13 protein-coding genes and 1 pseudogene are annotated in these 12,978 nt (G+C 68.9%); 1 reads left to right on the plus strand and 13 read right to left on the minus strand.

Annotation, left to right across the window (positions count from 1 at the left end):
• Positions 1-93: 93 nt before the first annotated feature.
• The 5 genes from DI624_RS08670 to DI624_RS08690 form a co-directional block, all read right to left on the minus strand.
• The gene (locus tag DI624_RS08670; protein WP_291537373.1) at positions 94-1,038 is read right to left on the minus strand and encodes a DUF2493 domain-containing protein; all 945 of its coding nucleotides are present in this window, start codon (positions 1,036-1,038) and stop codon (positions 94-96) included.
• 380 nt (positions 1,039-1,418) lie between these two features.
• Positions 1,419-1,640, minus strand: coding sequence for a hypothetical protein (locus tag DI624_RS08675; RefSeq protein WP_291537374.1), 222 nt, complete (start codon positions 1,638-1,640; stop codon positions 1,419-1,421).
• Positions 1,641-1,781: 141 nt separating this feature from the next.
• Positions 1,782-2,255 (minus strand): GcrA family cell cycle regulator, encoded by a 474-nt coding sequence (locus tag DI624_RS08680; RefSeq protein WP_291537375.1) that lies wholly within the window; start codon positions 2,253-2,255, stop codon positions 1,782-1,784.
• A gap of 123 nt (positions 2,256-2,378) precedes the next feature.
• Complete coding sequence (locus DI624_RS08685) at positions 2,379-2,798, minus strand: single-stranded DNA-binding protein (RefSeq protein WP_291537376.1); 420 nt, start codon at positions 2,796-2,798, stop codon at positions 2,379-2,381.
• A gap of 36 nt (positions 2,799-2,834) precedes the next feature.
• Complete coding sequence (locus tag DI624_RS08690; protein WP_066629722.1) at positions 2,835-3,191, minus strand: hypothetical protein; 357 nt, start codon at positions 3,189-3,191, stop codon at positions 2,835-2,837.
• A 187-nt stretch (positions 3,192-3,378) separates the two neighbouring features.
• On the opposite strand from DI624_RS08690, the gene DI624_RS08695 reads away from it, so the two are divergent.
• On the plus strand, positions 3,379-3,759 hold the full coding sequence (locus tag DI624_RS08695; RefSeq protein WP_291537377.1) for a hypothetical protein: 381 nt from the start codon (positions 3,379-3,381) through the stop codon (positions 3,757-3,759).
• Between the two features lie 13 nt (positions 3,760-3,772).
• Here the strand turns inward: DI624_RS08695 and DI624_RS08700 are convergent, their stop codons facing one another.
• From DI624_RS08700 to DI624_RS08735, 8 genes and pseudogenes are all read right to left on the minus strand, one after another.
• A complete protein-coding gene (locus tag DI624_RS08700; RefSeq protein ID WP_291537378.1) occupies positions 3,773-8,047 on the minus strand; it encodes a strawberry notch-like NTP hydrolase domain-containing protein in 4,275 nt (1,424 codons plus the stop codon).
• A gap of 140 nt (positions 8,048-8,187) precedes the next feature.
• Positions 8,188-10,254, minus strand: coding sequence for a ParB N-terminal domain-containing protein (locus DI624_RS08705; RefSeq protein WP_291537379.1), 2,067 nt, complete (start codon positions 10,252-10,254; stop codon positions 8,188-8,190).
• Between the two features lie 4 nt (positions 10,255-10,258).
• Positions 10,259-11,206 (minus strand): toprim domain-containing protein, encoded by a 948-nt coding sequence (locus DI624_RS08710; protein WP_291537380.1) that lies wholly within the window; start codon positions 11,204-11,206, stop codon positions 10,259-10,261.
• Between the two features lie 7 nt (positions 11,207-11,213).
• Positions 11,214-11,525 carry a JAB domain-containing protein gene (locus DI624_RS08715; RefSeq protein WP_367142103.1) on the minus strand — a complete coding sequence of 104 codons (312 nt, stop codon included), beginning with the start codon at positions 11,523-11,525 and terminating at the stop codon, positions 11,214-11,216.
• Positions 11,482-11,712, minus strand: a complete 231-nt coding sequence (locus DI624_RS08720) for a helix-turn-helix domain-containing protein (RefSeq protein WP_291537382.1) — start codon at positions 11,710-11,712, stop codon at positions 11,482-11,484. Before DI624_RS08720 ends, DI624_RS08715 begins: the two co-directional genes overlap by 44 nt.
• 153 nt (positions 11,713-11,865) lie before the next feature.
• Positions 11,866-12,323: pseudogene (locus tag DI624_RS08725) on the minus strand (transposase); the annotation flags it as partial.
• A 185-nt stretch (positions 12,324-12,508) separates the two neighbouring features.
• The gene (locus DI624_RS08730; protein ID WP_291537386.1) at positions 12,509-12,751 is read right to left on the minus strand and encodes a hypothetical protein; all 243 of its coding nucleotides are present in this window, start codon (positions 12,749-12,751) and stop codon (positions 12,509-12,511) included.
• Positions 12,705-12,978: YHS domain-containing protein (locus DI624_RS08735; protein ID WP_291537383.1), on the minus strand; the 274-nt coding region annotated here is incomplete at its 5' end. The genes DI624_RS08730 and DI624_RS08735, both read right to left, overlap by 47 nt.

Here is a 12,978-nt window from a genome sequence, read left to right on the forward strand (position 1 = left end):
TCGAGACCGCTCCGGAAGTCGGACGCCACCGGATGACAAACAAAAATCCGCCCGGCCGAAGCCGAGCGGGTCGTTGATCTCAGTCCGGATCTGTCAGGCTGCACGCGCCTTGATGGAGACGTGTCGCAGCCCGTTCTCCATCGCCTTCTGCCCGAGGTTGAGCGCCGGTCCGAACGGCCGCTGATCCTCCCGCATCCCCGCCACCGAATGGACCAGGGTCAGGCAAACTTCCGGCTCGAGCGCGATCAGCTCTTCGTTCGCCCGGAAGGGAGCCGCCTTGCCGTGCGCATCGAAATCCGCCCGAGCCAGGATGAGTTTCACCCCCTTCTGCTGGGCCCATCTGATCGCCAATTTCTCGGACCCCTTCGCCCCAGTCGTCGCCAGGGCCATGTCGGGCCACTCCTGCTTCGCCCAGTTGAGAGCGTCGAAGATCCGCCCCGCATCCTCCGCCGTGTCGGCCGTCGGCGCGCCCCGGAAGGCGATCACCGGACCGCCTGGATCGGCCTCTCCGGACTTCCGGTTGCGGATCGCCCGGATCGCCTGTTTGGCCTCGAGCTGCGCCGCCGTCAGATGGGTGCCGCGGCGCGAACCCCGCCAGGCCGTCCAGACCTCGCCGGTCGCGACTGTCCAGGTTTCGGAGGCTGCGTCCCGGATCAGTTCGCAGGCCTGCGTCGCGGCATCGCCCGCCTTGGCCTTCGCCGTCGCTTCCTGAAGCTCGGTGTCGGCCGCCTCCGATCCGTCGAAGTGTCGGTCGAGCGTTCTCATCGTGTCGCGCGCCCGATCCGCATCGCGTTCGATCCGTCCGGCCGCCGAGTGGAAGGCTCCGATCAACGCCTCCCCCAGAATGGTCTGATAGTCTTCCAGCGCGGTGTCAGAGATCACATCCACCAACTCGGTCATGAGCGCTCGCCCGAGCAGGACCAGGGCATCCTCCGTCGGGTGCGGACGATCCTCACCCAGGGACGCGGTCAGGTCGTCGAAGGCGGAGTCGGACTTCTGTGCAGCGGAGGCGATGAAGGGATGGTTGTAGAAGGTCATTGGAACATTCCTTGAGAATGCCGTGCGCCCCATGCGCAACGACCCCGGTCTTGGCCACAGTGGGGTCCCCGGCAGTCACCGGAGCGGAGGGCCGCTTGCCCTCCGTGGAGGGAATAAGGCGAAGCCGTTGACTTCCGGGGTGCTGTGACAAGATCGGAGGGCGTTGTGTGGGGGCAAGTCGTCGTCGCTCTTCGCGACGACGACACAACTCGGCGCCGTCGCGCCGATGCGGACGAATGGACATCGATCTTCCTGCCCGTCGACGTCGGCGAGCCGACGACGCTGCCCGGTCGACCGGAACGCAATCAGCTTCCTCGATGCCTACGACATCGGCATGTCCGTCAGCCTAGCGCCGCAGACCGTCCGCCGGTCTGCTTGTCCTAAACGGGCTCTACCCATCCGGCCGGCCGCCAGCCGCTGAGGAAGGCCTCGATCGCGACCTTGACCGGCCCGCTGATGTCGCGCTTTCCGGCCTCCATGTCCTGGATGCGCGCCTCCAGCTTCTCCGGCGTGCCGACCAGACGTAGTGCGCGCGCCATCGTCAGCGCATCCCAGCCCAGGATCTGGCGGGCGACCTTCAGTTCAGCGGAGGGGGACGCCATGATGTACCTTGTGCGGCCGGGGCCGAAAAGCGGGCGGCTTGATGGGGTCGGCCGGACAAATGACAAACGGCGACCTCGTCGAGGCCGCCGTTCGGGCTTGTGTAGACGTGGATTGCAGCGGCCACATGGCCAGGACGGCAGTCAGACCAGACCCGCCAGCCGCTCAAGGCTGCGGGTCGTCTCAAGCGCAGGCCGATACGCGATCTGGGCGTGCGGCGCGCAATAGGCCCCGCGGACGGCGGGCCGTCCGCAGAGACTGAAGCTGCGAGAGCCCGGATCTCCCAGAGGCCAGCGACAGTCGTGGCGGCGGACGGTCAGGAGGGACGCCCGGCCGGTCTCCGGGGGCTCCGGACAATCATCGGCCGGGCCCTCCTGTGGCGAAGGGGCCGGCAGGGTCGGAGCGCGGGAGGTCAAAGCCCGGGCGGGCTGCGGTTTCATCGTCGGCGGCGCGGCGGCGCGTCCGGCCGACAGGCCCATGCGATAGACCTTGCCCAGCACGGCGCTTCGACTGATGCCGTGCGCAAGCTCGTGAGCAATGTACTCGGCGGTCTTTCCTTCTCTCCAAAGGATCTTCAAGCGTTCGATACGGTCCTGGGTCCAGGCGGAGGCGGTCATTGGGGGGACTCCCGATGCGACGAGCCCGATCGGCTCGCCCCTCCCACCCTTCCTTTTTCTCCGGCAGACGAAGAACGGCCCGACGCTTGCGCGCCGGGCCGTTCAGGGAGGGAGCCGCTCCGATCAGAACGGGATGTCGTCGTTCAAATCGTAGCCGCCGGCCGGTTCCTGGACCTGGCGGCTTTCCGCCGCGTCGTCCTCGCCGTCGCGCTCCCGCCGATTCTTGAGGCGAATGTCGCCGACGATCAGGCGAAGGTCGTAGTGTTCGACCCCGTCCTTGCCGGTCCAGGTGTCGTTCTCGACATGGCCCTGGATCACGACCCGGCTGCCCTTCCTGGCGTACTGCTCGATGTAGCGTTCGGCGGTCGCTTCGTTGAAGCAGACGCAGTTGAAGCCGGTGGTGCGTTCGCCCGGCGTGCCGTCGCCGCGCCGGAAGCGGGTGGTCTCCAGCACGCGGAAGCTCGCGCGCTTCTTGCCCGAGCCCTGGGCGGAGAGGATGGAGGGGTCGGCGGCCAGATAGCCTTCGATGACGAGGGTCTGCATGGTCAGTCTCCTGTTGAATGTAGGGGGTTGAAAGGATCAGGCGGCGGCGCGGTCGGGCGAGCCGACCGAGGCGTCGCGGCCTTCGGCCCAGTCGAGGACGGTCAGCCGGTTGATCACCAACTCCTTGGCCGCCCGCTCCTTGCCGTCCCGGGCCGTGTAGGTGGTGTCGATGAAGGCGCCGATGACCACGGCCTCGCAGCCCTGGGCCAGTCCGCGAGCGATGACCTTCTCGTTCAGACCCTTGGACCAGCTGACGCAGTTGACCCCGACCAGCCGGTCCTTGCCGGCTGCGTCGACGCCACGCTTCTCGAGCAGCCGGAACACGGCCTTGCCGAAGTCGTCGCTGATCTGGGGATCCGCTGCGAGACGCCCGGTGAACATCATGGATTGCATGTCAGTCTCCTGTCGATCCGAAGCGCCGGGGAGCCGATCTCCCTCATCCCGCTTCACCCATGGCCTCCCTTCCTCCGTTACTTTCCGGTTCGGGCCTCCGCCCGGACGGTCTGCTCTGTCAGGTGATGCCCGTGCCAAGCCCCCCCGTGCTAGACTGACGCTTTGGGATCGACCCAGGAGGGACGGCATGGATCGGGAGCCTTTGTCGGCCAAGGACGCGCGCGACCTGGCGCGGATGTCCAAGGCGATCGTGGAGATCTGCGTCCGGAACACCGAACTCGAGACGCTCCACGCCGGACGGTTTCCGGTCTCGCGCACGGGCGACTTCAGCGACGTCGTGGTCATCACGCCGGACGGCGAGATTCCATGGGCCGAGCTCAGCCGGATTTCCGATCCGGAAATGAAGGCCCTGATGATCGAGATCGTCGACAGGGTCTTCACCTACATGCGTTTCCCCGAAGCCCTGGCCACGATCCCGGGCGGCCGCGCCTGGGATCCGCCCAAGTTGAACGAAGACCTGATGAAGACCGTGCGTCGCCGACAGCCCCTGCGAGACGCCGAAGGCTAGCTCAGGCCGGCGCTCAGGCTGCGGCGCCGTCGAGCATGGTCTGCACGGGGTGACGCCGGAGCACCGCCTCGACCACCCGCGGCCGATCTACGGGCACGAACACTCGCGGCGTGAAGGCGATGATTTCGACGAAGCAGCCCAACGAGACCAGGGCGTCGCGATCGGCGCGCGCCCCGACGATCTCCAGGCGCCAGCGGTCCATGACGCGAGCCCGCTTTAGCCAGAGGCCGCCTTCCAGCGAGAGCTGGACGCCTCGGTCGAGCACTGCTGCCCCGGTCGTCGAGCCGTCGGCCCAGGCTTCGCTCACGTCCGTCAGGCCGAGAGCGGCCTTCAGAGCGCGGGCCTGGACGGCGTTGAGGACACGGCCGAGCCAGCGCCGCCCATCGGGCGCGCGGACGCGACGAACGGAACAGCCCCTGGCTGGCAGCCGGCCCCAGATTGGCAGAAGCAGGCCGGTCGCCAGGGTCAGCTCGCGCCGACGCCACGGGTCCGTACCGGCGACCTCCTCGTCCCACGCCCGCCGCCAGTCCTCGACGATCGCAGGCTTCCAGGACGACTCCTCGAAGGCCTTCTCGGCCAGGGTCTGGCGGTCGTCGGGACGAATGAGCCGCACTGCCGTGACCAGGCGATCGTCGTCCGTGGCCGTCGTCAGGCCGAGCTCGGCTATCGCCGCCCGGCCCGACCTCTCGTTGACCACCAGCCGGTGAGCGATGTCACCCGCCAGGTTCAGGGCGTCGTCGGCGTTGAGGATCTCGCGCCGCACCTTCAGTGCGAAGGTGACCAGGGCCGTCTCGGCGCCGGTGGCGACATCGGTGCGGATCCTCTCCTGATCGACGACTTCCAGCTCCTCGGCCTCGATGTCCTCCAGGCCGCGATCCAGGTCCCCCGAGGCGGCCGCTCGCTCCAGGATGCCGGAGAGGATGCGGTCGAAATCGTCGAAGAGGGCGTTTTGATCGGCGATGCGCAGGGCCAGCAGCCGGTTCAGGAAGGTGTGGATGGGAGGCAGGTCGTCGGAAGGTTTGAGGCCGCCGTCCTCGTCCAGGAGCTTCAGGCTCGTCTTGGCCATAAAGGTCTCCAGCGTCATGGACGACAGCTCGCCGAAGGCCAGAGCTCCGTAGAAGACCAGCAGGGCGCGGCGCGCCCAGGGGCTTTCGAGGTTGTCCTCGGCCCGGAAAAGACCAGCCCCGGCGGTCCGGCGCTCTCCGCGCGTCAACGCGCCCAGGGAATCGAGGCGCCGGGCGATCGTGGAGGTGAAACGCTTTTCGCCCTGGATGTCGGTGGTCACGGGCCGAAACAGGGGCGCCGAGGCCTGGTGGGTCCGGTGGCTGCGGCCCAGCCCCTGGATGGCGGCGTCCGCCCGCCAGCCGGGCTCGACCAGGTAGTGGACGCGACGCTGGCGGTTCTCCGCCGACAGGTCGGCATGGTAGCTGCGGCCCGTCCCGCCCGCGTCCGAGAAGATCAGCACCCGCTTGCGTCCGGACATGAAGGCGTCCGTCTCGGCGCGGGCGGCGGAGGCGCCGCGCCGTTCCACCACGCGTCGGCCGTCCCGCACCACCACCCGGCGCGAGCGGCCGGTGATCTCGGCGACGGCGTCCGTGCCGAAGGCTTCCAGGAGGGCGTCGAGCACGCCGGGCACCGCGGGCAGGCAGGCCATACGCGTGATAAGGACCTGTCGGCGTTCGACGGCTTCCCGGCTGACGGCCGGTCGTCCGTCGACCATGACCGGGACCATGGTGACCCCGCCCCTGTCGTCCTCAATCGCTTCCATCAGATGGATCGGGAAGGCCTCGCGCAGATAGTCGAGGACGTATTCGCGGGGGGTCAGGTCGATCGACAGATTGTTCCACTCTTCGGGCGGGATGGAGGAGAGCCGGCGTTCCATCACCGCCTCATTGGTCGAGACGATCTGGACCACGGCCGAGCGGTTGGCAGCGAGGTCGTCACGGATGGAGGCGATCAGGCTGGGGGCCTTCAGCCCGGCGAGGAGATGGCCGAAGAAGCGCAACTTGGCGCCCTCGAAGGCGGAATGGACGGCGGAGGCCGCCTGTCCGCTCCTGGGCTTGCCCTCCGGGTCATTCAAACCGGTGGCCTTCAGCGCCTCGGCCAGGTTGGCGTGGATGACTTGGAACGCGTCGGCCCAGGCGTCCCAGATGGCGATGTCGTCGGGCGTCAGCGGATGGGCGAGCGGCTCGTATTCGACGCCCTCGAACGAAAGCGATCGCGCCACATAGAGGCCGAGCGCCTTGAGCTCGCGCGCCACCAATTCCATCGCCGCGACACCGCCTCGGTCCATGGCGTCGAGGAAGTCGGCGCGGGTCATGAACGGCGCCTCCGGCCCGCCCCACAGGCCGAGACGCCCCGCATAGGCGAGGTTCTCGGCCGTGGTGGCCCCGGTCGCCGAGACGTAGAGGATCCGGGCGTTCGGCAGACGGTTCTGCAGGGCGAGACCCGCCATGCCCTGCAGCGAAGCCTTCTTCGCCCCACGCGCGCCCTTGCCACCCCCGGCGGCGTTGGCCATGGCGTGCGCCTCGTCGAACGCGATGACGCCGTCAAAGTCCTCCCCTAGCCAGGCGACGATCTGGTCCAGACGCGACGGGCGCGCGGCCCGCGCGGGCTGGCGAAGGGTCGCATAGGTCGTGAACAGGATCCCGCGATCCAGCCGGATCCCGTCGCCCTGTTTCCAGCTCGAAAGCGGCACGATGTCATGGGCCCCGCCGCCGATCGCGCCCCAGTCGCGGCGAGCGTCCTCTAGAAGGGCGTCGTTCCGCGACAGCCAGACGGCCCGCATGCGGCCCTGGCCCATGTTGTCGGCGATGACGGCCGCGATCTGGCGGCCCTTGCCGCAGCCCGTTCCGTCGCCGAGGAAGAAGCCGCGGCGAAACCGGATCGCGTCCTCCGCATCGTCCCGGACGAGCACGACCTCGTGCGGCGCCTCGGCCGGGCGGAATCGCCCAGGCAGATGCCCGCCGTGGGCCTCGCCGGCGTAGATGACGCTCTCTGTCTGGGCGTCCGAGAGGCGAGCCTCGACCCGCATCGCCGGCGGCAAGACCGGACGATAGGTCGGCGCCGGGGGCGCGACCGAGGCCATTGGCCCGGACTCCACCAGAGGGGACGGATGCGGCCTCGGGTCCGGCAGGTCGATCCGCGCCAGGGCGTGGGCCTGGTAGAGGCCGACGTCGCGGCCCTCCCCGCTCCACGCCTTGACCGCATAGGCGAGCGGCGCCGCGCCCGCGAGGAAGCCAAGCCGGCCGGAGGGCAGAGCCAGGCCACGGTCCCTGGGCGTGAGGAGGGAGGTCGCGGCGAGCTCGATCCGGACGCGCGGCCTGGCTGAGGCGCGCGGAGACAGGCCGCGGATCAGGCCCGTCATCGCGTCCCAGTCGTCCGGCTGGTGCAAGAGCCCATCCCAGGTCCGCACCGGCGTGCGATCAACGACCAACAATCCGGTTTCGACGGATGTGCCATGTTTGGCGAAGGCGCGGCCCGGAAAGGCGATCGCCCCGACGACGGCGCCATGCGCCTCGAGCGCGCGGCGCATCACCGTGTCCGCCAGGGCCGTCAGGGGCACGATGGCCGCCATCCTCCCCCCGTCCGCCAGAGCCTTGAGACCGGTGACGAGGTGAGCCTCCAGGTCGGAGAAGGGTGGGTTGACGAGAACCACGTCGAACCGGCCGGCCTCGGGCAGCACGTCGGCGAGGTGGCGACCATCATGCCGCGTCCGCGCGGCCTGGGGGAACAGGCCGTCGAGGAGGCCGGCGCGGCCCGGCGCCCTCTCGTTCAAGGTCAGTGCGCCTCCGCAGACCTCGGCCAACACCGCGAGCAGCCCTGTGCCCGCCGAGGGCTCCAGCACACGGTCGCCGGGCCGCACCTGGGCGGCCAGGACCGCCATGGCCGCGAGCGGCGGCGGGGTCGAGAACTGGTCCAGCGCGACCTGTTCCTCGCTGCGACGGCTGTGGGTGAGGCCCAGTGCGGATACGCCGGCAAGGAGGGCGGCGATCTCGGCCGGTGCGTCTTCCAGCCTCGCGACCTGGGGGGCCAGGCGCCGGATCTGCATCACGGTCCCGGCCTCGATGGCGTCGTAGGCGTCGCGCCAGGTCCAGGCCCCGTCCGCGTCCGACGCGCCGAATGCGGTGGTCATGACATCGGCGACGAGACGCCGGTCGAGCGGCCGGGACCGCGCAAGGGCGATGGCGAGCGCCCGCGCCGCGGCGAGGACATTGGCCGATCGGTCGGACCGCGAAGGCGTGGCGAACAGGGACGGGGTGGTCGAGGCGGCAGGCATGGCGGGCATCCGGATCACCTGGAGCGGAGGGCGCCTCCCTCACGGTCCTCCAGGCTCGCCTCGCCCCGCCCTTCCCCCGCCTTTCCGGGTCCGCACGACAACGCCGCCCCGACCGAGGTCGAGGCGGCGCGTTCGTCGTGTGCGAAGGTTTAGGCTGCGGCGGGGTCGAGCGCGGCTTCGCCAGCGGCGGTGACGGCGAAGGCGCCGACGCCATCGTCATCGTCATCGGCCTCGTCGTTCAGCGCATCGGAAGGACCGTCCTCCGCCCCCTGACTATCCTCCGCGACCGCGCCTCCATCATCGACGGAGGACCGCCAGGACAGGCTCGCGGGGGCCCAGGTCCGCGTGGCCGCCTGTTCGACCACCCAATCGACCAGTTCCGTCTTCTTCAGGGTCCGGGCGCGCTCGTCCTCGGAGCCCATGGTCTCGAGCATGCCCAGCAGGAAGCCCTTGGAATGGGACTGCAGGAAGGGCGCATCGGGCGTCCAGTGCAGGCTGATGTCCGCATCGCACAGCGCGGCGAGTTCCGCCGCCTCGGCCCGGGCTGCCCGGCGGATCTGGAAAGTCTTCTCCTCCCGGACGTCGAGGCTGACGGCGGTGAGTTCGGCCAGCAGTCCCATCTTTTCGCCATGCGGCAGCCCATGGATCCAGGCGATCACGGTCTCGCCCGAGGCCTGCCAGTCGGCGCGACGATCGTCGAGGCGCTGGCGGACGTCGCCGTCGAGGGCCTCGATGACCCTCCCGGCCGAAGGGTTGAACCCCGTGGCCACGATCGCCAGGGCCGACTCCGACCGGGCCACGCGGCTGCGCAGGACGATCACCGTGAACAGGCGCGAGATCAGCGCCGTCAGGGCGGCGGACGGATCATCGGCCAGGGCCCGGATCAGGCCTCGCGTGGCGACGTCGGTGCGCGCCGCATGGAGGGCGTGGTTGACCCCTTCGGTCTCAGGTTCGGGCGCCTCGACCTCGGGCGAGATGTAGGCCGGCGGGGCGGCCGCACGCGGGACCGGATCGCCCCCGCCTCTCTCATCGTCGTCGGTCTCGGGCTCCTCCGGCGTGTAGCAGCGCACCTCCACGCCCGTGTCCGCCGCCGGCCACATCACCATCGTCGTCACGACGCGGCCGCCGCAGCCGGTCTGGTCGGAGGCGATCCGCGCGCGGATCATGTCCATGATGGCGAGATCGGCGATGTCCGGTCGGGCCGGGTCGGCCAAGGCCAGGCGCGCAGCCTCGACACGATCGTTGAAGACCTCGCGCTGGGCGCGATATCGCGCCATCTCCTCGGCCGGGAGGGATCCGCCATAGACATAGCCGAGCGCCTCCAGGTCCTCGGGCAGGTCCGGCTCCGGGCCAGCGGTGACGTGGACGGCGACGCCTTCCGCCTCGAACACGGCTGCGATGCCACGGGCGCGCCTCAGCCAGAGATCGGTCAGGATGTCAGGGTCGAGCAGGACGGGGACGAGTTCGCCGAAGAGATCGGTCTCGGTGCGGCCCCCGGCCTCGCCGTAGGTGGTCGGATGGACGAGGGCGCAACGGCGGTCGCGGGCGGTGACGCGAGCGTCGTCGAGCCGCTCGAGAACGCGCCAGTCCTGGAAGCCGTGACCGTCCAAGGCCGCCTCGGCGAGTTCCTCCTGCTCGGCCTTGTCCGGCAACCGCGCCAGCAGCCGCGCCTGCTTCAGGCTCATGCGGCCGCTCTTCAGGGCGACGAGCGCTGCGGACGGCAGGCCGGCGAGCGCCGCCAGACGCTTGATCTCGATCTCGGCATAGCCCAACGCCCTGGCGATCACCGCGACCGTCAGCTTCGACTTCAGCATCCGGCCGATCGCCGCGATGATGTCGGCGACATGGACGGGAACCGCAGTGTTGGTGAGAAGCACCGCCGCGGCCTGACGGGCCGGGTCGGTCTCGACGAAGACATCGACGGGATGGTCGTCGCCGATCTCGCCGGCCTCGAGGAGGAGGCCGAGCGCGAGCCGGCGCCGGCGCCCGTCGAGCGCCATCCACGGCTCTTCCTTCCTGCCGCGACCCGGGCGGACGGTCAGGGGCTGAAGCTGGCCGGCGGCCCGCATCGTCGCGGCGAGCGTGGGGATGTCGTCGTCAGGCGGCTCGTCGTGACGAAGGTTTTCCCGGGCGATGCCCAGATCGCCGAGACGGACTGTGCGTCGGTCGCGCTCGACGACAACGACAGGGGTGATAACGGGAGCGAGGTCGGTCATGGGATCATCTCCGCAGGGCGACGGGGCCCATCCCCGCCGCTCCGGCGCCCCCGAGCGCCCTCGCTCCTCCTTTCGCGACGCCGCGGGCGATCGCGTTCCAGTCCTCAAACGGCGGGTTGGGGCACCAGACCCGAACCTGGATTCCCAGCGTCCTGAGGCGATGGCTAAGGCGGGCGGCGGCGTCCTCGCCGACCATGCCCCGGTCTGCGGCGACCAGCACGCGACGGACGTCCGGGGGCGGGGTCCAGGCCGCGAGATTGTTCGCCGACATCAGGGCCCAGCCGGGAAGGCGGAAGCGGTCGATGGCGGACAGGGTGGTGACCACCCCTTCGCCGACCAGCATCTCCTCGGCCGCCGGCGACAGGCGAACCGCCGCGCTAGGCGGCACGACCCCCACCGTCTTGCGCGGCACGGCGAGGCCGACGACGCCCAGGCCGTTCGGCTCGAGATAGGTCACCTCGACGGCCGTCAGGCCCCCGTCCGCCGCGACGATTCGCGCGACGAGGGCCGGTCGCGTACGCCCGCCGGGCCGGTAGATGGAGACGGGGACGGCGGGATGGAAGCGCAGGTCGAGCGCCCCATCGCCGCCGTGGACGGCGCGGCGTCGCAGGTAGAGGGACGCGGGATCGGAGGGGCTTAACGGTCGAGCGTCATGCCACAGACGAGAGGCGGTCTCGATGCGCCGCCGGCGGTCCGGCGCCGGGGCCGACACCGGGGCGCGCCCCGCCCCCGTGAGACGCCCGGTATCGTCGATGAAACCCGAACTACGCAGGTGGTCGCGGATGGCCCTCCAGTCCGCCGCGCCGAACCCGTGGATGATGACCCGACCCTGGGAAAGGAGGAGCGAGACCGATCGATCGGCCTGGCTGTGGCCCGGCGCGGGCACATTGGCGCGCAGCCCGCTCTGGTAGAGGTCGCCGCCCAGGGCGGCGACGATGGGGTGAAGGGTCATGACGGCCTCAGAACAGGCCGAGTTGCTTGAAGCTCGCCGTCCCCTGACGCCCCAGGACCAGATGGTCGTGGACCTGGATGCCGAACAGTTTCGCAGCGTCGATGATCTGGCGGGTGACGACGATGTCCGCCTGGGACGGGGTCGGATCGCCGGAAGGGTGGTTGTGCACCACCCTAATGGCCGCTGTAACCAATTGATATTGCTCGTAAAAAGCGCCCCGTGGATGCAAGTGGAGCCGCTTATTGGGGGCGGTCCAAGGTGACCGATCGTGATCATCACGCCTGATCACCCGCAGGCTCGCTGAGTCGCTCAGAGGCACTGCAAGGCACTCTATTCCTTTTGTCCAAATCCTCAAGCTCCTCCACCGGGTAGAGGACGGCCTTTCCGATCTTGATGAACGAGGGGCCAATACGCTTCGTTCGCCAGTTTCGTAGGGTGCCAAGCGACACACCGCCGCGATAGCGGTCCACCACTTCCTCCGGCGTCAGAAACCTGCTGTCTGTCATATTCGCCTCCTGCGGCTCGTTGTGCGCGAGGCGGTTCTGATCGAAACGTTCCGCACTCCGGAGCACTCTCGGGATCGTTCAAGCGCGATGTCTCACGCTACTGCCCGCAAGAGGTTGCATTGAGTTTGTAGCGAGAAAAGCCCCCACGCTCGGGCGTCGATAGCCGAACCGCCGACGCTCCTGGGCCAGGGCCTTCAGCCGATCGCGCAGGGTGCCGTCGTCCGGTCGCGTCGCCTGATAGCGCACGCTCGTCCGGTCCACGCCCAGCACCCGGCAGGCCCGCCGTTCGCTCATCCCGTAAGCCGACTGCAGGTGCGCCGCCGCCGCTCGATGCGCAGCGGGCGTCACCACTTTTTTCCCAGCAGATCCTTCAGCGCGACGTTGTCCAGCATCGAGTCCGCCAGCATCCGCTTCAGCTTGGCGTTCTCCTCTTCCAGCGCCTTCAGCCGCCGGGCCTCCGACACGTCCATGCCGCCATACTTGGCCTTCCATTTGTAGAAGGTCGGCGAGCTCAGCCCGTGCTTCCTGCACAGGTCCGCCACCGGAACACCGGCCTCCTGCTCGCGCAGGATCCCGATGATCTGCTCTTCCGTAAACCGTGATCGCTTCATTCTGTCCGTCCTTTCGAGGGGCGGACTCTAGCTATTCGTGGAGGAGTTTCAGGGGGTCACGTCACGTATCATGAACGAAGCCTCGCACGGCGTGGACGTCGACCCTGACGCGGCCAAGCGAGCGGTGGAGGTTGGAACAGTCTTTCTCACCGAACTGAGAGCCATGGACACCCATAACTGAGGCATCAGGTTCGGCAGGCATTGAGTGACTTCAAAAGTTTCATGGAGAGCGACGCCGGCGCATCCGCACGATACCAATCACGGCTCGGGCGACGCATCCACATAAATCGAGCCGCAGTCAAAGAAGATGTCCCCCCGCGGATCGCACCGCCTTTCAAGCCGCTGTCGCCGAACAGCTTGGTTCCATTAAGCGTAGCACCTTTAGCGGTCAGGACCATGCGTGTGGCTATGGTGGGAATGATCGCCATGGGCGGCAGCACCCTCATGGTGATGTGCGGCATGCGCTGCCAGTGCCGCATAATGCACGGGGTCGGCGTCGAACTTCGCCTTGCAGCCGGCCGAGCAGAAGACGTAGCGCTCGCCTTCATACTCAGCCTTGTGAGCGGTCCTGGCGGGATCGACCACCATGCCGCAGACCGGATCATGGTCGACGTGACCGGACGGCGTTTCGCCGTCCGGCTCATGATGGTGATGA

The organism is Brevundimonas sp. (assembly GCF_003248455.1).
GTDB lineage: Bacteria > Pseudomonadota > Alphaproteobacteria > Caulobacterales > Caulobacteraceae > Brevundimonas.

Bases quoted from the DNA above. Each gene is read 5' to 3' on its own strand.
- DI624_RS08670 (WP_291537373.1), bottom strand. From the start codon at position 1,038: ATGACCTTCTACAACCATCCCTTCATCGCCTCCGCTGCACAGAAGTCC.
- DI624_RS08730 (WP_291537386.1), bottom strand. From the start codon at position 12,751: ATGGCGATCATTCCCACCATAGCCACACGCATGGTCCTGACCGCTAAA.
- DI624_RS08720 (WP_291537382.1), bottom strand. From the start codon at position 11,712: ATGACAGACAGCAGGTTTCTGACGCCGGAGGAAGTGGTGGACCGCTAT.
- DI624_RS08705 (WP_291537379.1), bottom strand. From the start codon at position 10,254: ATGACCGACCTCGCTCCCGTTATCACCCCTGTCGTTGTCGTCGAGCGC.
- DI624_RS08675 (WP_291537374.1), bottom strand. From the start codon at position 1,640: ATGGCGTCCCCCTCCGCTGAACTGAAGGTCGCCCGCCAGATCCTGGGC.
- DI624_RS08710 (WP_291537380.1), bottom strand. From the start codon at position 11,206: ATGACCCTTCACCCCATCGTCGCCGCCCTGGGCGGCGACCTCTACCAG.
- DI624_RS08700 (WP_291537378.1), bottom strand. From the start codon at position 8,047: ATGCCCGCCATGCCTGCCGCCTCGACCACCCCGTCCCTGTTCGCCACG.
- DI624_RS08680 (WP_291537375.1), bottom strand. From the start codon at position 2,255: ATGACCGCCTCCGCCTGGACCCAGGACCGTATCGAACGCTTGAAGATC.
- DI624_RS08690 (WP_066629722.1), bottom strand. From the start codon at position 3,191: ATGCAATCCATGATGTTCACCGGGCGTCTCGCAGCGGATCCCCAGATC.
- DI624_RS08695 (WP_291537377.1), top strand. From the start codon at position 3,379: ATGGATCGGGAGCCTTTGTCGGCCAAGGACGCGCGCGACCTGGCGCGG.
- DI624_RS08685 (WP_291537376.1), bottom strand. From the start codon at position 2,798: ATGCAGACCCTCGTCATCGAAGGCTATCTGGCCGCCGACCCCTCCATC.